Origin of the sequence: Bacteroides faecis (assembly GCF_020091505.1) — a bacterium.
GTDB lineage: Bacteria > Bacteroidota > Bacteroidia > Bacteroidales > Bacteroidaceae > Bacteroides > Bacteroides faecis.
In genome coordinates this window covers 4,595,703-4,619,694 of record NZ_CP081916.1, presented here as the reverse complement: position 1 = coordinate 4,619,694, position 23,992 = coordinate 4,595,703, and the positions used below count along the sequence as shown (strand labels likewise).

General features: G+C 46.2%; 22 protein-coding genes. 9 read left to right on the top strand and 13 right to left on the bottom strand.

All coding sequences use genetic code 11. The features are described from left to right. Positions 1 to 59: 59 nt before the first annotated feature. Complete coding sequence (locus K6V30_RS18125) at positions 60 to 1,718, bottom strand: AMP-binding protein (protein ID WP_224207177.1); 1,659 nt, start codon at positions 1,716 to 1,718, stop codon at positions 60 to 62. A gap of 84 nt (positions 1,719 to 1,802) precedes the next feature. On the opposite strand from K6V30_RS18125, the gene K6V30_RS18120 reads away from it, so the two are divergent. Next, entirely contained in the window at positions 1,803 to 2,030 is a 228-nt protein-coding gene (locus K6V30_RS18120) for a hypothetical protein (protein ID WP_055270058.1), read from the top strand. A gap of 82 nt (positions 2,031 to 2,112) precedes the next feature. Here the strand turns inward: K6V30_RS18120 and K6V30_RS18115 are convergent, their stop codons facing one another. The 3 genes from K6V30_RS18115 to K6V30_RS18105 all read right to left on the bottom strand — a co-directional run bounded on the left by K6V30_RS18115 (position 2,113) and on the right by K6V30_RS18105 (position 5,608). Further along, positions 2,113 to 3,183 carry a GDP-L-fucose synthase family protein gene (locus tag K6V30_RS18115; protein ID WP_055270057.1) on the bottom strand — a complete coding sequence of 357 codons (1,071 nt, stop codon included), beginning with the start codon at positions 3,181 to 3,183 and terminating at the stop codon, positions 2,113 to 2,115. Positions 3,184 to 3,290: 107 nt separating this feature from the next. Continuing rightward, a complete protein-coding gene (gene gmd, locus K6V30_RS18110; RefSeq protein WP_010537770.1) occupies positions 3,291 to 4,361 on the bottom strand; it encodes a GDP-mannose 4,6-dehydratase in 1,071 nt (356 codons plus the stop codon). Positions 4,362 to 4,438: 77 nt separating this feature from the next. Continuing rightward, the gene (locus K6V30_RS18105; RefSeq protein WP_055270055.1) at positions 4,439 to 5,608 is read right to left on the bottom strand and encodes a dicarboxylate/amino acid:cation symporter; all 1,170 of its coding nucleotides are present in this window, start codon (positions 5,606 to 5,608) and stop codon (positions 4,439 to 4,441) included. 110 nt (positions 5,609 to 5,718) lie between these two features. Between K6V30_RS18105 and gnd the strand changes: the two genes are divergently transcribed. The 5 genes from gnd (at position 5,719) to K6V30_RS18080 (ending at position 10,794) form a co-directional block, all read left to right on the top strand. Continuing rightward, positions 5,719 to 7,194, top strand: coding sequence for a decarboxylating NADP(+)-dependent phosphogluconate dehydrogenase (gnd, locus tag K6V30_RS18100; RefSeq protein WP_055270053.1), 1,476 nt, complete (start codon positions 5,719 to 5,721; stop codon positions 7,192 to 7,194). Between the two features lie 20 nt (positions 7,195 to 7,214). Further along, positions 7,215 to 7,355 carry a hypothetical protein gene (locus tag K6V30_RS18095; protein WP_168166581.1) on the top strand — a complete coding sequence of 47 codons (141 nt, stop codon included), beginning with the start codon at positions 7,215 to 7,217 and terminating at the stop codon, positions 7,353 to 7,355. Positions 7,356 to 7,468: 113 nt separating this feature from the next. Then, positions 7,469 to 8,965 (top strand): glucose-6-phosphate dehydrogenase, encoded by a 1,497-nt coding sequence (gene zwf / locus K6V30_RS18090; protein ID WP_055270051.1) that lies wholly within the window; start codon positions 7,469 to 7,471, stop codon positions 8,963 to 8,965. Beyond that, positions 8,962 to 9,678, top strand: coding sequence for a 6-phosphogluconolactonase (gene pgl, locus K6V30_RS18085; protein WP_022301948.1), 717 nt, complete (start codon positions 8,962 to 8,964; stop codon positions 9,676 to 9,678). The genes zwf and pgl overlap by 4 nt, the downstream gene beginning before the upstream one ends. A 165-nt stretch (positions 9,679 to 9,843) precedes the next feature. Then, a complete protein-coding gene (locus K6V30_RS18080; RefSeq protein ID WP_022301088.1) occupies positions 9,844 to 10,794 on the top strand; it encodes a Dyp-type peroxidase in 951 nt (316 codons plus the stop codon). Between the two features lie 310 nt (positions 10,795 to 11,104). Here the strand turns inward: K6V30_RS18080 and K6V30_RS18075 are convergent, their stop codons facing one another. The 7 genes from K6V30_RS18075 to K6V30_RS18045 form a co-directional block, all read right to left on the bottom strand. Next, complete coding sequence (locus K6V30_RS18075) at positions 11,105 to 11,803, bottom strand: SOS response-associated peptidase (protein WP_022301087.1); 699 nt, start codon at positions 11,801 to 11,803, stop codon at positions 11,105 to 11,107. Positions 11,804 to 12,426: 623 nt separating this feature from the next. Next, entirely contained in the window at positions 12,427 to 13,125 is a 699-nt protein-coding gene (locus tag K6V30_RS18070) for a LytR/AlgR family response regulator transcription factor (RefSeq protein ID WP_010537778.1), read from the bottom strand. A 61-nt stretch (positions 13,126 to 13,186) separates the two neighbouring features. Beyond that, positions 13,187 to 14,251 carry a sensor histidine kinase gene (locus K6V30_RS18065; protein WP_010537779.1) on the bottom strand — a complete coding sequence of 355 codons (1,065 nt, stop codon included), beginning with the start codon at positions 14,249 to 14,251 and terminating at the stop codon, positions 13,187 to 13,189. A gap of 18 nt (positions 14,252 to 14,269) precedes the next feature. Continuing rightward, positions 14,270 to 15,490: an ABC transporter permease gene (locus K6V30_RS18060; RefSeq protein WP_010537780.1), complete on the bottom strand. Its 1,221-nt coding sequence runs from the start codon at positions 15,488 to 15,490 to the stop codon at positions 14,270 to 14,272. Positions 15,491 to 15,525: 35 nt separating this feature from the next. Beyond that, the gene (locus K6V30_RS18055; RefSeq protein WP_010537781.1) at positions 15,526 to 16,269 is read right to left on the bottom strand and encodes an ABC transporter ATP-binding protein; all 744 of its coding nucleotides are present in this window, start codon (positions 16,267 to 16,269) and stop codon (positions 15,526 to 15,528) included. Positions 16,270 to 16,275: 6 nt separating this feature from the next. Further along, positions 16,276 to 17,505 (bottom strand): efflux RND transporter periplasmic adaptor subunit, encoded by a 1,230-nt coding sequence (locus tag K6V30_RS18050; RefSeq protein WP_022301053.1) that lies wholly within the window; start codon positions 17,503 to 17,505, stop codon positions 16,276 to 16,278. Positions 17,506 to 17,557: 52 nt separating this feature from the next. Then, the gene (locus K6V30_RS18045) at positions 17,558 to 18,955 is read right to left on the bottom strand and encodes a TolC family protein (protein ID WP_010537783.1); all 1,398 of its coding nucleotides are present in this window, start codon (positions 18,953 to 18,955) and stop codon (positions 17,558 to 17,560) included. Positions 18,956 to 19,174: 219 nt separating this feature from the next. Between K6V30_RS18045 and K6V30_RS18040 the strand changes: the two genes are divergently transcribed. From K6V30_RS18040 to cydB, 3 genes are all read left to right on the top strand, one after another. After that, complete coding sequence (locus K6V30_RS18040) at positions 19,175 to 19,411, top strand: DUF4492 domain-containing protein (protein WP_010537784.1); 237 nt, start codon at positions 19,175 to 19,177, stop codon at positions 19,409 to 19,411. 20 nt (positions 19,412 to 19,431) lie between these two features. Then, entirely contained in the window at positions 19,432 to 20,994 is a 1,563-nt protein-coding gene (locus K6V30_RS18035; protein WP_022301052.1) for a cytochrome ubiquinol oxidase subunit I, read from the top strand. A gap of 154 nt (positions 20,995 to 21,148) precedes the next feature. Next, positions 21,149 to 22,291 carry a cytochrome d ubiquinol oxidase subunit II gene (gene cydB / locus K6V30_RS18030; protein ID WP_022301051.1) on the top strand — a complete coding sequence of 381 codons (1,143 nt, stop codon included), beginning with the start codon at positions 21,149 to 21,151 and terminating at the stop codon, positions 22,289 to 22,291. Positions 22,292 to 22,463: 172 nt separating this feature from the next. Here cydB and K6V30_RS18025 read toward each other — a convergent pair whose 3' ends face one another. Beyond that, entirely contained in the window at positions 22,464 to 22,844 is a 381-nt protein-coding gene (locus K6V30_RS18025) for a DUF805 domain-containing protein (protein ID WP_022301050.1), read from the bottom strand. A 127-nt stretch (positions 22,845 to 22,971) separates the two neighbouring features. Beyond that, positions 22,972 to 23,928, bottom strand: coding sequence for a D-2-hydroxyacid dehydrogenase (locus tag K6V30_RS18020; protein WP_010537788.1), 957 nt, complete (start codon positions 23,926 to 23,928; stop codon positions 22,972 to 22,974). Positions 23,929 to 23,992: the final 64 nt, after the last annotated feature.

Below are 23,992 nucleotides of genomic sequence, written 5' to 3'. Positions count from 1 at the left end.
TATAACTCTTTTTTTCAGTTTAGGTTCACAGAGTACATTCCCTTATTCCTGCACTTTTCTTATCCTTTCGCTTCTTGATACAGATAGCGTTTGATACTCTTCTTCGGAGTCTTTTCAAACTCTTCGGGATAAATCTTCATTTTGAGGATCTGGCTGTATGCCGGTAACATGGCATTCAGTGCCACACGGTTTTCTTCCATTACCCGTTCGATATCCTCATTCTTCAGGCCGTGTGCAAACGCTTCGTCAAAGTCCGGATAAACCAGTCCGACGAGTTTCTCGTTCTGCTGTACGATGATGCTTTCCGATACATAAGGCAAGTTGTTCAGCTTGTCTTCGATTTCTTCCGGATAGATATTCTGTCCGCTGGCACTCAGCAGCAGGTTTTTGCTGCGTCCCTTGATGGTGATATTGCCTTCGGCGTCCATCAAAGCAAGGTCGCCTGTGTGCAGCCAGCCGTCTTTGTCGATCACGGCTTCTGTCGCTTCTTTGTTCTTGTAGTATCCGAGCATTACGTTAGGGCCTTTGCAGACGATTTCGCCGACGATATTCTCGGGATCGGAAGACAGTACCCGTACATCCATGCGTGGCGCAGCCTTTCCGCACGAACCCGGTTTGAATCTTTTCCAGTCTTCGTAGCAGATGATCGGCCCACATTCTGTCATACCGTAGCCCACGGTGTAGGGGAAGTCTATCATTTTCAGGATTTGCTCTACCTCTTGGTTGAAAGCTGCTCCACCAACGATAATCTCCGCAAAGTTTCCGCCAAACGCTTTGATCATTTCTTCGCGTATGGTTGCCTTTATCTTGTCGTTGATGATGGGTACTTTCAGTAAGATTTTCATGGTCGGTGTCTCCAGTTTCGGGAGTACACTCTTCTTGATGATTTTTTCAATGATGAGCGGAACGGCCACGATGAGATTCGGCTTCACTTCTTCGAATGCCTGGAAGATAATCTTCGGACTCGGCATGCGGGTAAGGAAATAAATGTGGCCACCGACGGAGAATTCGTAGAGGAATTCGAAAGCCAGTCCGTACATGTGTGCCATAGGCAGCATAGAGACGATCTTGTCTCCGGCTTTCAGTTCGAGTACTTCGTAAGCGAACTTGGTGTTCGACCAGAGGCTGCGGTAGGGGAGCATGACTCCTTTCGAGTAGCTCGTTGTGCCGGAGGTGTAGTTGATAACTGCCAGCTCTTCGGGCTCGTCTTTATGGTATTCGATGTGTTCCTTGCGGAAGTTCTTCGGATATTTCTTGCCGAACATTTCGTTCAGATGTTCGCGGGCATGTGTCAGCCGTTCGCTGCGTGATACCAATAAGGTGAAGTCGTTCATCATCAGGATACCTTCCAGCAGAGGCATTGCCGATTCGTTCAGGTTTTCCCAGACCATGTCTCCGACAAATAGTAATTTGGCTTCGGAATGGTTGACGATGTTGTGCACATTGTCCGCTTTGAACTCGTGAAGGATGGGGACGATGACTGCTCCATACGTTAGTGTGGCGAGGAAGGTGACTCCCCAATGGGAACTGTTTCGTCCGCACACGGCGATTTTGTCTCCCTTGCGGATTCCGCTTTCTTCGAAGATGATATGGAGTTTTTCGATTTTTCGAGCAACGTCTTTATACTGAAGGGTGGCCCCCTTGTAATCTGTCAGGGCGTCCAGGTCCCAATTGTTCTTGATACTATTCTCAATGTAAGCTATAAAACTCTGTTCCATTGTTTTTTGCACATTTGGTATTAAATTGTGCAAATATAGTAATTAAATTAAGAATGAAGAATTAAGAATGAAGAATTTTTGGAAATGGGGAGTCTTGGAGTAATAAGGAACAAAGATGAGGAAGTTAAGGAGAAGAGGAACGGGGATAAGCGCAAAAGGGGTGTGCCACGCCTTTGGCACAAGTGTGCCGCACCGGTGGCACAAGCGTGCCAAGCCGGTGGCACAAGCGTTTCCGGCGTGTGGCACGATTGTTTCCGGCGTATGGCACAGTTGTACTCAGTGGAAGGCAGGGGAGTTATCAATGCTTGTTAGTGTCGCTCACAATGCATGATATGATGATTCACAATGCATGTTACGGACATTACCAATGCATGATGTGAGTCTGATAGTAGATCTATTTCAAGTACCATTCGTACATTTTCCGTACCCCTTCCTCAATTTCAATTTGGTGGTGCCATCCCAGGGAGTGGAGTTTGGAAGGATCGGTCAGTTTGCGCAGGGTACCGTCCGGTTTGCTGCTGTCGAAGGTTAGCTTGCCTTGATAACCTACCGTTTCTACGATTCGTTCGGCAAGTTGGCGGATGGTGATTTCCTTTCCGGTTCCGATGTTGATATGGCAGTTGCGGATATCCTTGTCACCTTCCTTATAGGTATCCTTGAAGTCCACATGTTCCATTACGAATACACTAGCGTCGGCCATTTCTTCGCTCCACATAAATTCGCGCAGGGGAGTGCCGGTGCCCCACAATGTCACTTCCGTGTCACTGATGCCGTACTTGCGAAGGATATTCAGTATGTCCTCTTTCGGGCTGTCGCCGTTGATGCCTTCTACGGGACGTCGGTTCATATCCTTGCGGACAGCTTCCCAATCTCCTTCCTTCAGACAATGCGCAAGGTGAATCTTGCGGATCATGGCAGGCAGAACATGGCTGCGTTCCAAGTCGAAGTTATCATTCGGACCGTACAGATTGGTCGGCATGACAGCGATATAATTCGTGCCGTATTGCAGGTTGAAACTTTCGCACATTTTCAGACCGGCAATTTTGGCGATGGCGTATGGCTCATTCGTATATTCCAGTGGTGAAGTCAGCAGGACTTCCTCTTTCATCGGTTGTCCGGCATCGCGCGGATAGATGCAGGTGCTGCCGAGAAACAGTAATTTCTTGACGTTATGGCGGAAACTTTCACCGATAACGTTCTGCTGTATTTGCAGGTTCTTATAAATAAAGTCGGCACGGTAAATGCTGTTGGCCATGATACCGCCCACAAAAGCAGCGGCCAGAAATACATACTCCGGTTGTTCTTCGTCGAAAAAACGGCGGACAGCCACACCATCCAGCAAATCCAGCTCTTTATGCGTGCGTCCGATCAGGTTGGTATATCCTTTGTCCTGCAGATTCTTCCAGATAGCAGACCCCACCAGTCCGTGATGTCCTGCTACATATATTTTAGTATTCTTTTCCATGATTGAGTAATGATATATATGAACACGGATTACGCTGATTAAAACGATCTTCATTTTAGATGTAAGATGCGCATAATCGGAGTAATCCGTGTCTGATTCGGGTTGTATTAGTGCTTGGTAGCAATCATTCTTCTTACTTTTTCCATGTCATGGCGAACCATGATGCTTACCAGTTCTTCGAACGAGGTTTTGCACGGATTCCATCCCAGCAATGTTCTGGCTTTGGTCGGGTCTCCTAACAGTTGTTCCACTTCTGCCGGACGGAAATACTTGGGATCAACCTCTACCAATACTTTCCCGGTAGCCACGTCGATACCCTTTTCATCCACACCTTCGCCTTCCCAGCGCAGTTCGATGCCCGCTTCCTTGAATGCCAGTGTGGCAAATTCGCGTACGGTGTGCATTTCTCCGGTGGCTATTACGAAATCTTCCGGCACGTCGTGCTGGAGAATCAGCCACATACATTCCACATAATCTTTCGCATACCCCCAGTCGCGACGGGCATCCAGATTACCCAGATATAACTTGTCCTGCTCTCCTTGCGCGATGCGTGCGGCAGCGAGGGAAATCTTGCGGGTAACGAACGTTTCGCCACGGCGTTCACTTTCGTGATTGAACAAGATACCGTTAACGGCAAACATACCGTAGCTTTCGCGATAGTTTTTGGTGATCCAGAAACCATATTGCTTGGCTACTCCGTAAGGAGAACGGGGATAGAACGGGGTGGTTTCCTTCTGCGGAACTTCCTGCACCTTGCCGAAAAGTTCGGAGGTGGAAGCCTGATAGATGCGCGTTTTCTTTTCCAGTCCCAAGATGCGTACGGCTTCGAGCATACGCAGCGTACCGATGGCATCCGCTTCAGCTGTATATTCGGGCACGTCGAACGAAACCTTTACGTGACTCTGTGCGGCCAGATTGTAGATCTCATCCGGTTGTACCTGCTGTATGATGCGGATCAGTGAACTGGAGTCCGTCATGTCGCCATAGTGAAGGTTGATGGTACGTTTTTGTTTCATGTCGCGCACCCATTCGTCAAAGTACAAATGTTCGATACGTCCCGTATTGAATGAAGAAGAACGACGGAGAATACCGTGTACTTCGTAACCTTTTTGCAAGAGAAATTCGGCAAGATAAGAACCATCCTGCCCGGTGATGCCTGATATAAGGGCTGTTTTCATATGCTATTAATTCTTTTATTTGAAAATATGGGGACAAATTTCGTTATTTTATGCTGTATATGCAAACCAAGTCCGTTTTATTTTCCCGCTCCTTTTCCCATCACTTTGTCTATGATGAGCGCGATGGCTCCGTCGCCCGTCACGTTGCAGGCGGTTCCGAAGCTGTCCATTGCGATGTATAGCGCAATCATCAGTGCCTGTGCCGATTCGTCGAAGCCCAGCATCGATTGCAGGATACCGAGTGCTGCCATGATGGCTCCTCCCGGAACGCCCGGTGCGGCTACCATCGTGATGCCCAGCATAAAGATGAATCCGGCAAACAGCGGGAAGTCGAACGGCATTCCCTGCATCATCATCAGTGCCAGTGCGCAGGCTACGATTTTCAGTGTGCTGCCCGACAGATGGATAGTGGCGCAGAGCGGAATCACGAACCCCGCAATATCGGCGGATACTCCATTCTTCTTCGTCTGTTCCAGCGTCACCGGAATGGTGGCGGCAGATGATTGTGTGCCTAATGCGGTGAAGTATGCCGGCATCATCTTACCCAATAGCCGGAACGGATTTTTATGGACAAAGATCGCTGCAATGGAATACTGAAAGACGAGCAGGAAAATATGTAACAGAAAGATGACTCCGATAATCTTGATGAATACCATCAGGATGGCATATACTTGTCCGGAATGAGTCATGTTCAGAAAAATGCCGAAGATGTAAAGCGGCAGCAAGGGCAGGATGACGGCGCTGATCATACGCACGATGATTTCCTGAAAATCCCGCGCTACATTTTTCAGCGAATCGCTGTTCAGTGCAGCCAGTCCCAATCCCAGTGTGAAAGCCAGAATCAATGCGGTCATGACATTCATCAGCGGAGGGATGGATACGGAGAAGTAGGGAAGGATACCATGCGCTTCGCTGACCTCTTCGAGCGGTGCACCCACTTCGATGAGCGAGGGGAAGACGGCCATGCCTGTGAAGTAGGACAGGAAGCCCGAGAAGAGCGTTGCGCCGTAGGCGATAAGGGCGGTGACTAGCAACATCTTTCCCGCGCCTTTCCCGATGTCGGCAATGGCTATGGTGACCAGCCCGAGGATGATAAGCGGGATGGAGAAGTTAAGAAATTCACTGAAAATTCCGTTGAACGTAACGAATATTCGTACCAATGGGGCCGGAAAAACAGTACCGATGGCAATACCCAAGATGATAGCAATAATGATGCGTGGCAGCAGGCCGATCTTAATCTTCTTCATTCTGATATTTATTTGTTTGACTACAAAAATAGTATTTTAATCTAAAACTAGCGAACAAATGTGCTTTTCAAGTGTTTCTTACATAAACAATATTTTAAAATATATAAGATATGGCAAATCAGAATAAAACAGATATCGGGTTGATCGGTCTGGCAGTGATGGGCGAGAACCTTGCCTTGAATATGGAAAGCAAGGGGTGGCACGTCTCTGTTTACAATCGTACCGTCCCCGGAGTGGAAGAAGGAGTAGTAGACCGCTTTATGAATGGTCGGGCTAAAGGTAAAAACATTGAAGGTTTTACAGATATAAAGGCTTTTGTGGAATCAATAGCCACCCCTCGCAAAATTATGATGATGGTACGTGCCGGCAGTCCGGTAGACGAACTGATGGATCAGCTTTTCCCTTTGCTTTCTCCCGGAGATATTTTGATCGACGGTGGTAATTCAAATTACGAAGATACCAATCGCCGTGTAAAATTAGCAGAATCGAAAGGCTTCCTGTTTGTAGGAAGCGGGGTGTCGGGCGGAGAGGAAGGTGCTCTGAACGGTGCTTCCATCATGCCCGGAGGATCGGAGAAAGCATGGCCGGAAGTGAAGCCTGTTTTGCAGAGCATCGCAGCGAAAGCGCCGGACGGAACTCCTTGTTGCCAATGGGTAGGACCAGCCGGATCGGGACATTTTGTGAAGATGATTCACAACGGTATCGAATACGGTGATATGCAGCTGATCGCTGAGGCTTACTGGGTGATGAAGAATCTGATCGATTTGACGAATGAGGAGATGGCGGACGTGTTTGCCCGCTGGAATGAAGGAAAGCTCCGCAGTTATCTGATTGAGATTACTTCTAATATTTTGCGTCATAAGGATAAATCCGGCGGATATCTTATCGATAAGATTCTCGATGCTGCCGGACAGAAAGGGACAGGCAAGTGGTCTGTTATCAACGCGATGGAACTGGGTATGCCGCTGGGGCTGATTGCTACGGCGGTGTTCGAACGCAGTCTCTCGGCACAGAAGGATTTGCGTCATCTTGCTTCCAAGCAGTTCATGTGTAAACATACATTGCCTATATATAATAAGGCGGATTTGGTGAAGGAGATCTTTTCTGCACTTTATGCTTCCAAACTTGTTTCATACGCGCAGGGCTTTGCTGTGTTGCAGCGTGCTTCTGATGCTTTCGGGTGGAATCTGGATTTAGCTTCCATTGCCCGTATGTGGCGTGGAGGATGTATCATCCGCAGTATTTTCCTGAACGATATCGCTGCTGCTTTTGAAGCGGCGGATAAGCCGAAGCATTTGTTGCTGGCTCCATACTTCCGTGAGGAGATCAAGACTCTGCTTCCCGGATGGAAGAATCTGGTAGCGGAGGCTATGAAGGAGGAATTGCCTGTTCCGGCATTCTCTTCTGCTCTGAATTATTTCTATTCGCTGACTTCTGAAGATCTTCCTGCCAATCTGGTGCAGGCGCAGCGCGATTACTTCGGTGCGCATACGTTTGAACGGAAGGATGAGTTGCGCGGACAGTTCTTTCATGAGAATTGGACGGGACATGGAGGGGATACGAAGTCGGGGACTTATAATGTATAGTGTACTTTTCTTTTGCCTTGATGCAAAAGAAAGGTACCAAAAGAAAAAATCAAGGCTGCACCTGCGGAGCTACTCCGGCTGTATCTCCGGCTAAAGGGCAGGAACTCGCTCCGCTCAAACAGCCTGCCCTTCTTGACGCCGGAGATACAGCCTCCGCTTGACGCTCCTTCGGTGAGGCCGGGAGACCGTTCGGATGTTAGTAGTGGGTGATTGTGTGTTAGGCTGGTCGGTTGAGGTGATGGATAGATAAAGGTAAAAAGTTAAAAATACGACGATGGATAAATTTGCAATGATTATTTTTGGTGCTTCGGGCGACTTGACGAAACGCAAGCTAATGCCCGCATTGTACTCTCTGTATCGGGATAAACGGCTGACAGGGAGCTTTACTGTTCTGGGAATTGGGCGGACTGTCTATTCTGATGAAGATTACCGTTCATATATATCGGGAGAGCTGCAGCAGTTTGTAAAGGCTGAAGAGCAGGATTTGGAGATGATGTCTTCTTTTGTTTCTCATCTGCATTATTTGCCGATGGACCCGGCGAAGGTGGAGGGGTATTCTGAACTGCGGGAGCGGTTGGTGGAACTTACGAAGGAGGTTGATCCCGATAATTTGTTGTTCTATCTGGCTACTCCGCCTTCATTGTATGGGGTGGTACCTTTGCATTTGAAGGCTGCCGGGTTGAATACTCCGCATTCCCGTATTATTGTGGAGAAGCCGTTTGGATACGATCTTGAGTCGGCGCGTGAGTTGAATAAGATTTATTCTTCTGTGTTTGCCGAGCATCAGATTTATCGTATCGATCATTTTCTGGGGAAGGAGACGGCACAGAATGTGCTTGCTTTCCGTTTTGCCAATGGTATATTTGAGCCTTTATGGAATCGCAATTATATAGATTATGTGGAGATTACTGCTGTAGAGAATCTGGGCATTGAGCAGCGCGGAGGTTTTTACGAGACGGCGGGAGCCTTGCGGGATATGGTGCAGAATCATCTTATTCAGCTGGTGGCTCTTACAGCTATGGAACCGCCGGCAGTGTTCAACGCAGATAATTTCCGGAATGAGGTAGTGAAGGTTTATGAGTCATTGACTCCGCTTACGGAGACGGACTTGAATGAACATATCGTTCGCGGACAATATACGGCTTCGGGCAATAAGAAAGGTTATCGTGAAGAAAAGGGCGTAGCTCCCGATTCGCGCACGGAGACTTATATTGCGATGAAGCTAGGTATCAGCAACTGGCGTTGGAGTGGAGTACCGTTCTACATCCGCACCGGTAAGCAGATGCCGACGAAGGTGACGGAGATTGTCGTTCACTTCCGCGAGACGCCCCATCAGATGTTCCGCTGTTCCGGTGGCAACTGTCCGAGGGCCAATAAGTTGATCCTTCGTTTGCAACCCAACGAAGGTATTGTGCTGAAGATCGGAATGAAGGTTCCGGGTGCAGGTTTCGAAGTCCGTCAGGTGACGATGGATTTCAGTTACGCACAGTTGGGCGGTGTGCCGAGCGGCGACGCTTATGCCCGTCTGATTGACGACTGCATTCAGGGCGATCCGACCTTGTTTACTCGAAGTGACGCTGTAGAGGCTTCCTGGAATTTCTTTGATCCGGTCTTACGTTATTGGAAAGAGAATCCGGACGCGCCTTTGTACGGTTATCCGGCAGGTACGTGGGGGCCTCTCGAAAGTGAAGCTATGATGCACGAGCATGGGGCAGACTGGACCAACCCGTGTAAGAATTTAACAAATACAGATCAATATTGCGAACTATGAAACTATCTGTTTTCCCGTCGTCTATGGAAACGGCCCGTTCATTGATATTTCACCTGGTGGATATCATGAATGCTGAACCGGATAAAACGTTCAACATAGCGGTGAGTGGCGGCAGTACTCCCGCGCTGATGTTTGATTTATGGGCAAATGAATACGCTGATATCACTCCTTGGGGGCGTATGAAACTATATTGGGTGGATGAACGCTGTGTTCCTCCCGAAGATTCCGATAGTAATTATGGAATGATGCGTTCCCTGCTTTTGGGGATAGTGCCCATTCCTTACGAAAATGTATTCCGCATTCGCGGAGAAGAGAAGCCGGTAAAAGAGGCTGCCCGCTATTCCGAACTTGTCGACCGGCAGGTACCTAAAAAGAATGGCTGGCCCGAATTTGATATTGTGTTGTTGGGAGCCGGAGAGGACGGGCATACTTCCTCTATCTTCCCCGGACAAGAGGCTTTGCTTTCTTCCGACCAGATTTATGTGACCAGCATTCATCCCCGCAACGGACAGAAACGTATTGCAATGACCGGATTTCCGATTCTTACTGCCCGTCTGGTTATTTTTCTGATTACCGGAAAAGCCAAGGCAGAAGTGGTGGAAGAAATCTGTCACTCGGGAGATACGGGGCCGGCAGCTTATATAGCCCACCATGCGGAGAATGTGGAATTGTTTATGGATGCCGGAGCCGCGATGTATGTCCGGAATGGCTGAGAAGGGAAAAAACAACAGAAGAGAGACAATATAAAGACAAAGTAATAATATATAAGAAGAGAGAGTAACATTAGCGAAGAGAGAAGCTCACGGAGTCGAAACCGGGGGCTTCTTGCCTATGTAACCTATGCGGTCTCTTTTTCTTTCATCAAATAATAGAAGAGTATGAATCCATTTCAAAATTCGTTCGGCGGTCATATCCCACAGGATGTAGCCGGAAAACAGGGAGAGAATGTTATATTTATAGTGTATGGCTTGACTGATTCCCCCGATGCTGCTGATAAGGTAAAAGATGTATGTGCCAATTTCCCGGCGATGATCCGTAGTATGCGCAATCGTTTTCCCGACTTGCAATTCAGTTGCACGATGGGATTCGGAGCTGATGCGTGGACACGGCTTTTCCCCGACAAGGGCAAACCGAAAGAGCTGAGTACTTTCTCCGAAATAAAGGGGGAGAAGTATACCGCTGTTTCTACTCCCGGCGATCTGTTGTTCCATATCCGGGCGAAACAGATGGGGCTGTGTTTTGAGTTTGCTTCCATTCTTGACGAAAAGCTCAAAGGAGCCGTGGTGCCTATTGATGAGACTCACGGATTCCGCTATATGGATGGTAAGGCGATTATCGGCTTTGTGGATGGAACGGAGAATCCGGCTGTCGATGAGAACCCGTATCATTTTGCGGTGATTGGCGAGGAGGATGCGGATTTTGCAGGAGGCAGTTATGTGTTTGTGCAGAAGTATATTCATGATATGGTGGCGTGGAATGCGCTTCCGGTAGAACAACAGGAAAAGGTGATCGGTCGCCATAAGTTCAACGATGTGGAGCTGTCGGATGAAGAGAAGCCGGCGAATGCACATAATGCTGTGACTAATATTGGTGATGATTTGAAGATTGTACGTGCCAATATGCCGTTTGCCAATACCTCGAAAGGGGAGTATGGTACCTATTTTATAGGGTATGCAAGTACGTTCAGCACTACTCGCCGGATGCTGGAGAATATGTTTATCGGTAGTCCGGCAGGCAATACCGACCGTTTGCTCGATTTCAGTACAGCGATAACGGGGACGCTTTTCTTTGCGCCATCGTATGATTTGCTGGGTGAATTGGGAGAGTAAAAAGGGCCTGCGAACCGACTTAAAAGGCGGTGCGAGCGAAACAGATAAAAACATAGTGGGAAATTCGGAAAAGATAATGAGACTTTCCGAATTTCCCACTACGTTTTTTAAAGACAGAGTATTGTTTTTCTTCCTGTTTTATCCCGATCTTAATGAAATAAGGGGTAAAAAGTGAGAGGAGTGAGAGAGGAATTACAACATTCGTATTTTTTTTTGAGAGATATAGAGTAAAGAGTAGGAATGAAAAAAAATATAAAAGTTACGAATCCTCTCTCACTCCTCTCACTTTTACAAGACCAATTTATCTTTTTTACATTCTTTGTATGATTGTCGGGTCATTGGAGGACTTCTTTAAGAAATCATTTCTGATAACGTACGCATCCATCTTTTCTGTATCGAAAGGCTTTAGGAAAGAAGCTATTTCCGCTTTACTCAATGAAGCATCAAGCCATTTCTCTTCATCCTCTTTGGCGAGGATGGCAGGCATCCGGTGCTTGGTGTTATCGATGTAACCGGTGAGCGAATTGGTATCAGTGGTGATAATGGAGAAAGTTTCGTGTTCTTCTCCCGTATCCTTGTCCAGCCAGCGGTCGTAGATACCAGCCATAGAGAAGATGGGTTCATCTTTCAGATATATATAATAAGGTATCTTATTGGCTCCTTCATGCCTCCATTCAAAGTAGCCGGTACTGGGCACTATGCACCGTTTTTTCATGATCGGCTCTCGGAAAGACGGTTTCTCGAAGATGGTGTCTGCACGGGCATTAAGTGTCATCTTTCTTATTTCTGTCGCATCCTCTTCGGTTCTTACCCAAAAGGGGATTAGTCCCCAGTTGAAAACCTGTACTTCATCCGAAGAAGTAATGATGGGATATTTGGGGAAGGTGAACGCATTCACATGATACTGTTCGTCAAGAATACTCTGGTAAATCCCGACTACATCCGATTTGCGTCCGTAACGGGCGGCAACTTTGATGGCTTTGGCTGACATTGAGTTGTGGAAACACATATTATTTGCAATTAATGTTTGTAATGGATCAGTCTGAAAACCCTGTTTGAACTGCATACTGTACGGAAAAGAATATATTTAGGCACGGATTACACGGATTAACACGGTTTTAGTGCTATGATTACGTAAAACAACCGTGTTAATCCGTGTAATCCGTGCCTAATCCTCAATTTATAATTTAGTTCATTTCCGTACAGAAAGAAGCAAACTGAAAACAACCGGGGTTTCGGATTGATCCTTTTTAATTTGATTGTTTGTTTATTTATTACTGATGTATATTATCTATAAACAAACAGAGGCAGGTCTTTGATCGCAGAAAGGAGTATATTAAGAGATAATAGAATATAAAAGTACTTTATATGTAATCAATTTTTATATAATTTTTCTTTGATTTAGTGCTATAGTCCACTATGTTCTATAAATATAGAAATAAAAAAGTGCTTCCTTGTTCGTCCGCCGACGAGGAAGCACTCAACACAAAAACTAAACTAGACTTAACTAAACTATTCTATTCTTGGAATTTCACAATCCCTTTCTGTTCGTTGCAAAGTTACATATAAAACCGATTTCTGACAAACTATAATCGACAAAATTCACTTTTTTGTCGATAAATTTGGCATTCATCAACTTCTTTCGTCCAAAAAAGCCTGGAAAACCTGTTTGTAGCTATCACTAATGGGGATATACGTTTTGTCAAAGACAATACGGCCACGGTCGATCACCCGTATTTTGTCCTTCTGAACAATGAATGAGCGATGTACACGGATGAATCGGCTTGAAGGCAAAAGCTCTTCCATAGCCTTCATGCTCATAAGTGACAAGATAGGTTTGGCATCCTCTTCTGTATAGATTTTGATGTAGTCTTTCAATCCTTCGATATACATGATCTTTTTCAGTTCTACTTGCACCAGCTTGTAGTCACTTTTTACAAAGATACTGTCTATCTCTTCCGGTTTCTGCACCAGTTCAAACCATTGCAGGGCTTTATTTGCCGCTTGCAGGAAATCGACATACGAGATAGGTTTCAGCAGATAATCGAGTGCATTGACGCGATACCCGTCGATTGCATACTGACCGAATGCGGTCGTAAATACGATACGCGTGCGGGGATCTACCATCTTCGAGAACTCCAGTCCGTTAAGTTCCGGCATCTGAATGTCAAGGAAAAGAAGATCGACCTCTTCGCCCGGTAACTCCTTCATTGCCTGCACCGCACTGGAATACTTTCCTGTAAGTTGCAGAAACGGTGTCTTGTTTACATAACTTTCTAATAGGCCAAGAGCCAAGGGCTCATCATCTACAATGGCACAACGTAATATCATAATTCTCTCTATTTTATTGCTTAAATCTGATGTTTCTTATTCAGCATCCAATACTTAATATTTAATACCTGTCTCTCACACGGATACTCAATCTCGATTTGTACTCCTTGCCGTCTTCCGAAATTCCTTTCTGCCAAGTATATTGGCCGGGATAAAGAATCTCCAGTCGTCGGCTCACCTGTTCCAGTCCTATACCCGAACCGCTCTTGTCCGTTATGTTTTTGGGGTGATTGCTGTTACTTATTTCGCAGATCACTTCCGTGTCATTTTCTGCAAGATGGATATGGATGAAACTCCGTTCTGTAGGCGATATACCGTGTTTGAAAGCATTTTCGATCAAGGAGATAAAGATCAGCGGTGCGATAAGCGTCTGACTGTCCGGCTGGATGTCGATCTGCGTTGTCATCTGTACATTGGCGGACAGACGGATGCGCATCAGCTCGATATAGTTGCGGATAAAGTCAGTCTCCTTGCCCAGAGGGACATAAGTCTGCTGATTATCATACAGTACATAACGGAGCAGCTTACTTAGTTCCTGCACAGCCTGTTGTGCTTTGTCCGTATCGAAAGCAATCAATGCATAGATATTGTTCAATGTGTTGAGCAGAAAATGCGGATTCAGTTGGTTCCGCAGATTCTTCAGCTCTGCTTCCGAACGACTCCGTTCTGCCTCCTTGCGGGCTGCTTCCGCTTGCGTCCATCGGGCACTCATACGTATTGCGGCACTCAGTCCGATGGTGAAAACGAGGCTCAGCATATCTCTGACAAAGAACAGCCATCCCGGAGGAACTCCCGACCGGTGCTTGGGAACAAAGGAAGGGTCGAATGTCAGACTCCGCCAAAGATGCAGCATCAGACCGATGGCACACAACAGGAGAATATTGTAGGTAATATACCTCTTGTTCTGGCTCTGGAAAAGATACCGGGGAACCAGCAGGAAATAATTGACGTAGAACACGATCATAAAGGACAGCGGTACGGCAGAATGACGTACGTATGCCATCCAGTTGATGTTTCCGTTTTCGCGCTCTACGAAGAAGAACGGAAAACCGAACATAATCCCCCAGCCGATCACATGTATCAGTGCTTCCAGGGGACGACGTGCGGATGTAAGGGTTTGTTTCATAAAGACAAAGATAGTTTTTTATTCGTATCTGATAGCCTCTATCGGGTCTAAATCTGCAGCTTTCTTTGCAGGATACCATCCGAAGAAGACTCCGGTAACAGTACAGACGGCAAAAGAAAGGAAGACACTCCAAGGCTGGATGAAGATAGGCCAGTGTGCCACACTCTTGACTATCCAGCTGGCACCGCAGCCGATGACGACTCCGATAAGGCCTCCCGTGATGCTGATCAGGATCGCCTCGATGAGGAACTGACTCAGAATATCAACGCCACGTGCGCCGACGGACATACGCAGACCGATTTCGCGGGTACGTTCGGTGACGGATACGTACATGATATTCATGATACCGATACCACCTACCACCAGAGAAATTCCGGCAATGCAGGCGAGCAGGGTTGTCATCAGATCAGTGGTAGAGTTTAGCATCGTGCTCAACTCCTGTTGCGTACGGATGGTGAAATCGTCTTCGTCCGAGGCTTTCAGTTTATGGTTGCGCCGCAGGATTTCCGTGATTTCATCCGTAGCATACTCCGTCATGTCTTCGGTGAGGGCAGAAGCAAAGACACCCTGAAGATAGGTGACGGCAAGTAAGCGTTTCATAACGGTGGTATAAGGAGCCAGTACGATATTGTCCTGGTCCTGTCCCATAGAGTTGTATCCCTTTGCTTTGAGTACGCCTACTACCCGAAACGGTATTTTATTGAAACGGATAATTTTCCCTATCGGGTCGCCTCCATCCGGAAAAAGGTTGTCCACAATCGTCTTACCGATCACGCAGACCTTAGCCGAACTCTGTATGTCGGCTTCTGTAAACATGTCTCCGGTTTCTACGCTCAGCTGGCGGATTTCCAGATACTCCAGTCCGACACCGCTGACAGATGACGGGTAGTTGTTGTTACCCGCAATGAGCTGTCCCGATGAAGAAACGTTGGGGCTGATGGCAGACAGGAAATTGGTCTCATCACGCAAGGCTTCATAATCGGTCAGCTTCAACGTCTGCATGGCCGAAGGGTCTTGCCGGACACCACCCCGTCTGTCGGCTCCCGGATGGATCATGATCATGTTCGATCCCATCTCCGATATCTGTTGCTGGATGCTTCGTTTCGATCCCTGACCGATAGCGAGCATCGTGATGACGGAAGCGACACCGATAATGATACCAAGCATGGTGAGGAAAGCGCGTAGCTTGTTGTTTGCCAATGCCCGGAGAGCTATCTTAAATAAGTTGGTTCCATTCATAAACTATTGTTGCTTATTACTTAATACTTTTATTTTCAATCCTCGTCGCTCTTGGGCAATGCGGCCAGTGCTTCGGCTGCGGACAGAATATGTGAATTGACAGTATCTTCAATGACATGTCCGTCGCGCAGGCGGATATTCCGGCTGCTATATTGCGCGATTTCAGGATTGTGCGTTACGAATATAATGGTACGTCCTTCTGCATGAAGTTTCTGGAACAGGACAAGTATCTCGAAAGATGTACGTGTGTCAAGGTTTCCGGTTGCTTCGTCGGCAAGGATTACCGCAGGATTGTTGACCAGTGCACGGGCGATGGCTACACGCTGCATCTGTCCGCCGGACATCTGGTTGGATTTATGTTCCAGCCGGTCGCCCAGCCCCACAGCCTGCAACGCTTCGATGGCACGCCGGCGACGTTCGGCAGCGCTCACTGATGAATTATACATCAGCGGCAACTCAACGTTTTCTACAGCCGTCGTTTTTGGGAGCAGGTTGTAGCTCTGGAAGACGAAGCCGATTTTCCGGTTTCTCAGTACGGCACGTTGAGGCTTGCTCATCGTACGTACAGAGATGCCATCGAGCAGATATTCTCCGCTGGTAGGAGTGTCCAGGCAGCCCAATGTGTTGAGCAGCGTGGACTTTCCCGAGCCGGAAGTACCCATAATGGTCACATACTCGCCTTCGTTGATGGTGAATGAAACGCCCCGTAACGCATGGACGGTTTCTTCTCCCACCTGAAAGTCTCGTTTGATATTTTGAAGTTCAATTACTTTTTTCATACTCGGCTACTTGTTGCTTTTCTTTTTATTGTTTCCCGGAGGGCCCGGCATGAACGGACTTCTTTCTCCGCTTCCCTGATTTTGCTCAGCCTCTGCATTTTCGCCCGGCATGGCGCCTATGGTAGCTTCCGTTACAACTTTGGTTCCTTCGGCAACGCCGCTGATGATTTCTGTAGAAACACCGTTGCTGATTCCGATTTCTACCGGATGAGCCGTGAAGGTGGTTCCTTCGCGTGTCCATACCTTATGCTCACCTTCGCAGTCTTTCACAATGTCGTTTTTGCCGATCAACGGTTCTTCGGGAGTGAAACGTAATGCTCTGCTGGGAACAGACAATACATCTTTTTTATCGAGAATATAGATTGTGACGTTAGCTGTCAGACGCGGTTTCAGTTTCAAGTCCGGATTCGGAGCAGAGATCACCACTTCGTAAGTGACTACCGTGCTGGTGCTTGAACTTGTACTGCTGCTACTGCTTGCGTCTCCCAGACGAATCTGTGTCACGACTCCGCTGAACACATCGTTCGGATAAGCATCGACAGTAAAGCTGGCGCGTTGGCCTTCTTCGATACCGCCTATATCCGCTTCATCCACGTCTGCCACTACTTGCATTTGAGTCAGGTCGGCTGCAATGGTAAAGAGGGTAGGAGTTTCGAATCCGGAAGCTACCGTCTGTCCGGCTTCTACATCACGGCTGATGACTACCCCGTCAATCGGTGAAGTAATAGTAGCATAAGACAGGTTCCGTTCTGCTTTAGCCAAAGACGCTTTGCTGCTGTCGAAAGCACTCATGGCTTTCTGATAATTATAGAGAGCCTGTTCGTAGTCAGTATCGCTGATCAACGATTTATCGTGCAATCCTTTGCTGCGTTCGTAGTTCTTTTTCTGATACTCGTATTCGGCTTTGGCACCATCGTAAGTTGCCTGTTGAGAAGCCAGTTCACTCTGTAGAGTGATACGGTCCATTTCAGCAATCAGCTGTCCTTTGGTTACTACCGAATTATAATCTACATAAATCTGGTCAATGATACCGGATACCTGCGTACCGACTTCTACTTCTGTCACCGGTTCGATTGTTCCGGTTGCAGTCACCGAATTGGAGATATCGCCTTTACTGACAGTAGCGCTGGCATAAGTCACCTTGTGCTTTGCCGGAGAACCTGTAAAGAACCAGATTCCTCCGCCTGCTACTACGGCAACTGCCACAGCGATCAGGATAATCTTTTTCGTTTTCATTCTATATTTTGTTTTTACTTATTTATATTCTGCTTTTTATAAGGAAGAAGGCTTATAGTGCCAGTTTGTCCCCCTGATAGAATTTGAGCAACTGGGTATTCAGTATCGCCATATATTTAGCTTGGAGCTGCTCCTGTTGTGCTTGCAGCAGGTTGTTCTTTTCCGTTAACAGCTCTACTGTGTTCTTCATACCCAAGTCGAACTGTTCGCTGATCAGGTCGTAGCTGATCTGCGTACTTTTCAGTTTCTCATTCGCTGCCGCATAACGCTGTTGTGCGCTGTTTGCATCCAGCCAAAGTCCTTCGATCGTTTTATACAGCGTTTTCTGTTCGTCAAGTAGCGACAGCAGGCTCGTCTCACGCTGTAATTTAGCTTTCTGTACGGCGCTCTTAGTCTGCCGGTTGTTAAATATAGGAACGCTGACGGAGACACCGATGGAGTTGTTCCATCCGTTCTTTACCTGTTCTCCGAAGGTGAAGTCGCTGCCGCTGGTATGGTTGGTCCCGATTCCGGCACTAAGGCTGATGGTGGGAAGGTAGCCCGCTTTGGCGATGTCGATACCCAGTTCCGATGCTTCCACATTAATCTTGCTCGCTTCAATCTCGGGACGAAGAGTGAGCGCACTCATATATACATCTTTTTTAGCAGGCAACGGCAACAGTACATTCTCGTCGGACAGGACGGGGAGATAGATGTTCATTTCATTCTCCCCATCGAGTTCGAGCAATTGTTTTAGTTGTAATTTGTAGTCCTGAAGAGTGGCTTGCGCTGTTACTAATTGATAACGGTCGGTGCTGACCTGAGCTTCCAACTGTGCAAAATCACTTTTAGCAATGCTTCCGGCATTCAGAAGTTCCTGTCCGCGATCACGCTGCGCAATGGAAACTTGCAGCGTGTTTTCGTTGACCTTGACAGATTCCGCTGCATAAAGAATCTGTATATAAATCTGGGCAATAGATTCCTGAATACTATTCTCTGACGTTTCTACATCCAGATTTGCGACCTGATTGTTCAGCCTTTCCTGCTTGATGGTGTTCAGTCGCTTGCTGCCATTGTAAATGGTCCACGAAGCATTCAGACCGTAATTGCCATTGTAACTGGTCTTGCTGGTTGTCTCGATCACTTCACTGCCGCTGACTGTTTTGCTCGATTCCTGATACGGACGGTTCACCATATTCTGGCTTGTGGAGAATGACAGACTGGGGAACAAGGCAGCTTTTGCCGTCTTCACGTCAATCTGTGTACTTTCCGCATTGACCCGGTTTTTACGGATCGTAATGTTCTGTTGCAACGCATAGTCGATGCACGACTGTAAATCCCATTGAGCGGGGAGATTCACCTCACTCCGGACATTGTCCTGCACAGAAGATTCTTGGGCGGATATACCGGGCAGCAACCCCGCTCCAAGAAATGCTATCACTGTCAATCTTCTTACATTTATCATATTCATATATTTCTATTGATTTACTGGAACGAAGGTACGTACATCTTATATTAGCTGCAAAAGTGATAGACAGATGGCGCTTTTTCGCCGTTAAATGTTTTTTTTCTGTCGATAGGCAGGTTTTCTGAGAAAAAACATACAAATCGCGCAACATTTTGCCTTACTTGTTTGTTTTAATTATAAAAATTGTATATTTGTACTCATTACAAATTATAGAGTCCGCTTATGAAGAATACACTACTTACGATCTGGAACTTTTATCTGGAAGGTTTCCGTAGTATGACATTAGGTCGTACCTTGTGGCTTATTATCTTAGTGAAATTATTCATTATGTTCTTCATTCTCAAAATTTTCTTCTTTCCCGACTTTCTCGGTGACCATCCCACGGATGCCGACAAGGGAACGTATGTGGGAAATGAGCTGATACAGCGTGCCCTTCCGGAGAAAACTACTGATTTTTAACTCTTAAACTACATAAGATTATGATTGAAAGTATTGACACCTCGCTGATCGATTGGTCGAGAGCCCAATTTGCGATGACAGCCATGTACCACTGGATTTTCGTTCCGCTCACCCTCGGACTGGCTGTGGTGATGGGAATAATGGAGACGCTGTATTATAAAACAGGCAATGAATTCTGGAAGCGGACTGCCAAGTTTTGGATGAAACTTTTCGGTATTAACTTCGCCATCGGTGTGGCAACGGGGCTGATTCTGGAGTTTGAGTTTGGTACGAACTGGAGTAATTATTCTTGGTTTGTGGGGGATATTTTCGGTGCGCCGCTTGCTATCGAAGGTATTCTGGCGTTCTTTATGGAAGCTACGTTTATTGCGGTCATGTTCTTCGGATGGGATAAGGTAAGCAAACGCTTTCACCTTGCTTCTACTTGGCTGACAGGCTTGGGAGCTACCATTTCCGCTTGGTGGATTCTCGTTGCGAATGCATGGATGCAACATCCGGTAGGCATGGAGTTCAATCCTGATACGGTGCGTAATGAAATGGTAGATTTCTGGGCGGTGGCAACTTCGCCTGTGGCGGTCAATAAGTTTTTCCATACGGTGTTGTCCGGATGGGTGCTTGGCGGTGTGTTTGTTGTAGGTATCAGCTGTTGGTTCCTGTTGAAGAAACGTAACCGTGAGTTTGCACTTACCAGTATAAAGATCGGTGCTATTTTCGGACTGGTCGCTTCGTTGCTGGCAGTGTGGACGGGCGATGGTTCCGGCTATCAGATTGCACAGACACAACCGATGAAACTGGCGGCTGTAGAAGGACTTTATGAAGGAGGTACCAAGGTAGGTCTGGTGGGAATCGGAATGCTGAATCCCGAAAAAGAGACTTACAATGATGGTAAAGACCCTTTCCTGTTCCGGATTGAGATACCCGGCATGCTTTCGTTCCTTGCCGAACGGGATGTGGATGGTTACGTTCCGGGAATTACGAATATTATCGAAGGTGGCTATCAGCTGAAAGACGGCACGACTGCCCTGTCGGCAGCCGAAAAAATAGAGCGGGGCAAGACCGCTATCGGTGCATTGGCAGCTTATCGTGCGGCAAAGAGTGCAGGACACGAAGAAGATGCCGCGGTTGCCTATAAAGTGTTGCAGGAAAATATGCCATACTTCGGATACGGATATATTAAAGATGTGAATCAGTTGGTTCCGAATGTCCCTCTGAACTTTTACGCTTTCCGTGTAATGGTGATCTTGGGCGGATATTTTATCTTATTCTTTATCGTTGTGCTTTTCTTTGTATATAAGAAAGATCTGAGTAAGATGCGCTGGATGCATTGGATTGCTTTGCTGACTATTCCTTTGGCTTACATCGCCGGACAGGCAGGTTGGGTGGTTGCCGAATGCGGTCGCCAGCCTTGGGCTATCCGTGATATGCTTCCTACGACGGCGGCTATCTCTAAATTGGATGTAGGCTCCGTTCAGGCTACTTTCTTTATCTTCCTGATCTTGTTTACCGTGATGTTGATTGCGGAAATCGGGATTATGGTGAAGGCAATTAAGAAAGGACCGGAAGAAGAGATAAGTAATAGGTAACAGGTATTAAGTAATAAGTATTAATCGTAGCTGCTGGCTGATTTGTCATCGTGGTTGACGTTGTTACTTATTATCTATTACTTATTACTTGATACTATATATTGCTTATTACTTGAGCTAATACTTAATACTTAAAACTTAATACTTACATATTATGTATATATTTCTACAACAATATTGGTGGCTGGTCGTTTCCTTGCTGGGGGCCATACTTGTGTTTTTATTATTTGTGCAGGGAGGAAATTCTTTGTTGTTCTGTTTGGGTAAGACGGAGGAACATCGTAAGATGATGGTGAACTCTACCGGGCGTAAGTGGGAATTTACGTTTACTACGCTGGTAACGTTTGGAGGTGCTTTCTTTGCTTCGTTCCCGTTGTTTTACAGTACCAGTTTCGGTGGGGCTTACTGGCTTTGGATGATTATTCTTTTCAGTTTTGTGTTGCAGGCTGTGAGTTACGAGTTCCAGAGCAAGGCAGGGAATTTGCTGGGTAAAAAGACCTATCAGACTTTCTTGGTAATTAATGGGGTAGTGGGACCTCTGTTGCTGGGTGGAGCAGTCGCTACTTTCTTCACCGGTTCTGATTTCTATATCAATAAGGCGAATATGACGGATACGATTATGCCGGTTATCAGTCATTGGGGAAATGGATGGCACGGACTGGACGCGTTGACTAATATCTGGAATGTTATTCTCGGACTGGCTGTATTCTTTTTGGCACGTGTGTTGGGTTCGCTCTATTTCATTAATAGTATAGCGGATAAGGAACTGACCGATAAATGCCGTCGTGCAGTATTGAATAATACTATTTTCTTCCTTGTATTCTTTTTGGCATTTGTAATCCGTACATTGGTTTCTGACGGTTTTGCTGTCAATCCGGATACGCTGGAGGTTTATATGCAGCCTTATAAATACTTTATCAACTTTATAGAAATGCCGGTAGTTCTGATCATCTTCCTGACAGGTGTAGTATTGGTACTTTTGGGAATCGGTAAGACGGTTCTGAAAAAGACTTTCGACAAAGGAATTTGGTTTGCAGGGATAGGTACGGTGCTGACAGTCTTGGCTTTGTTACTCGTAGCCGGATATAATAACACTGCTTATTATCCTTCATATACGGACTTGCAAAGTTCGCTGACATTGGCTAACAGCTGTTCGAGTGAATTTACGCTGAAGACCATGGCTTATGTCTCTATTCTTGTTCCGTTCGTGATAGCTTACATATTCTATGCATGGCGTAGTATCGACCGTCATAAGATTACGGAGAAGGAGATGGATGAAGGAGGACATTCTTATTGAATATAACTTTTCCTAAATGGAATAACCGATTGAATATTTTATTGGGATTTACCGGAAATTCCCCTTATATAAGGCAATTTCTATGATATGGAGTTGACTTACATGAGGGGAGTTCTTTTAATTATAACATCCTCTGTAATAGCTTTTTTTTATGTAACTCATCTATCGTGTTTCAAGCAGAGATGTCTTTTGGGGTATTGTCAGTACTCTTGGCAAATAATAAATATACTAACAGGAAGATATTCGCTATTGGAACGACTAATACCAATAGCCACAGACCGGATAACGAAATATCACGCAATCTTTTCATACATTGTGCAAGAAAATACCATAATGTTATGAGAATCATAACTGTAGTTATAAACAGAATGATTCCTCCCCAAAAACTTAATGAAGGTGTGGTTCCCGGTTTGTAATCGCCTCCAAAGTGTATAAATAGATCGATCATGGATATTGCCAGACATACAATGAAATTTATAATTGACAGAATCATGGATAGCAGAAACTCTTTTCTATTAATTGTGCCTTTCAGGTTAAACTTTAATTCGAACATATTCGTGAGGTTTATTAGTATAAGATTTAATTTCTTTTTAAGGAATGGTAAGATGGGTTAGAGTATAAAGGCTGTTTCAAAATAAAAAAGAAACAGCCTTTTCCGTATTATTCAAATATATAGTCTTTTACTTATTCACTACATTTTCCGGTGTTCCGGAGATATAAGCCTGTAGATTGCTAATGGCAATATTCATCAGACGTTCACGAGCTTCTGTGCTTGCCCACGCGATATGCGGAGTAATGTAGCAGTTCTTTGCAGTCAGCAACGGATTGTCGGCACGAGGAGGTTCCGAAGAAAGTACATCTACTCCGGCAGCATAAATCTTGCCACTGTTCAGTGCATCTGCAAGGTCTTGTTCGTTAACCAATGGGCCACGACCTGTATTGATCAAGATAGCATTCGGCTTCATTAGAGCAAGGCGGCGTGCATTCACCAATTCATGAGTTTCCGGAGTGAGCGGGCAGTGCAGGCTAATGATATCACACTCGCTGAACAACTGATCCAAATCCATTTTCTTGATTTCCGGCGGCAACTGGAAGTGAGACTTTGAAGTCAAAGCATATACCTGCATGCCGAAGCCGATGGCAACGCGAGCAGTCGTATATCCTGTATTTCCCAATCCGACGAGACCGATTTTTTTGTCTCTCAGCTCTATCAGCGGAGTATCCCAGAAGCAGAAATCCTTGTTGTTTGCCCAGCGGCCTTTATGCACTTCTTCCGAGTGGTGCTGTACTTGCTGGCAGATATTGAGAATATGCGCAAATACCATTTGTGCAACAGAAGCTGTGCTGTATGCGGGGATGTTGGTGACAATGATGCCACGCTCTTTTGCTGCTGCCGTATCCACTACGTTATATCCCGTAGCGAGTACACCGATATATTTCAGCTCGGGCAGAGCAGCCATGTGATCGGCGTTGATGATTACTTTATTCGTCAGAATCACTTCAGCTCCGGCTGCGCGTTCCAATACTTCTTCGGGAGCAGTACGATCATAAATGGTACATTCTCCGAGAGCTTTCAAACCTTCCCATGATAAATCACCGGGATTGGCGGCAAAGCCGTCTAAAACTACTATTTTCATTTCAATTTAACTAGTTATTATAAGTTGCTTATTGTCTTATTTGCATTAGCTATTAGCATATCCT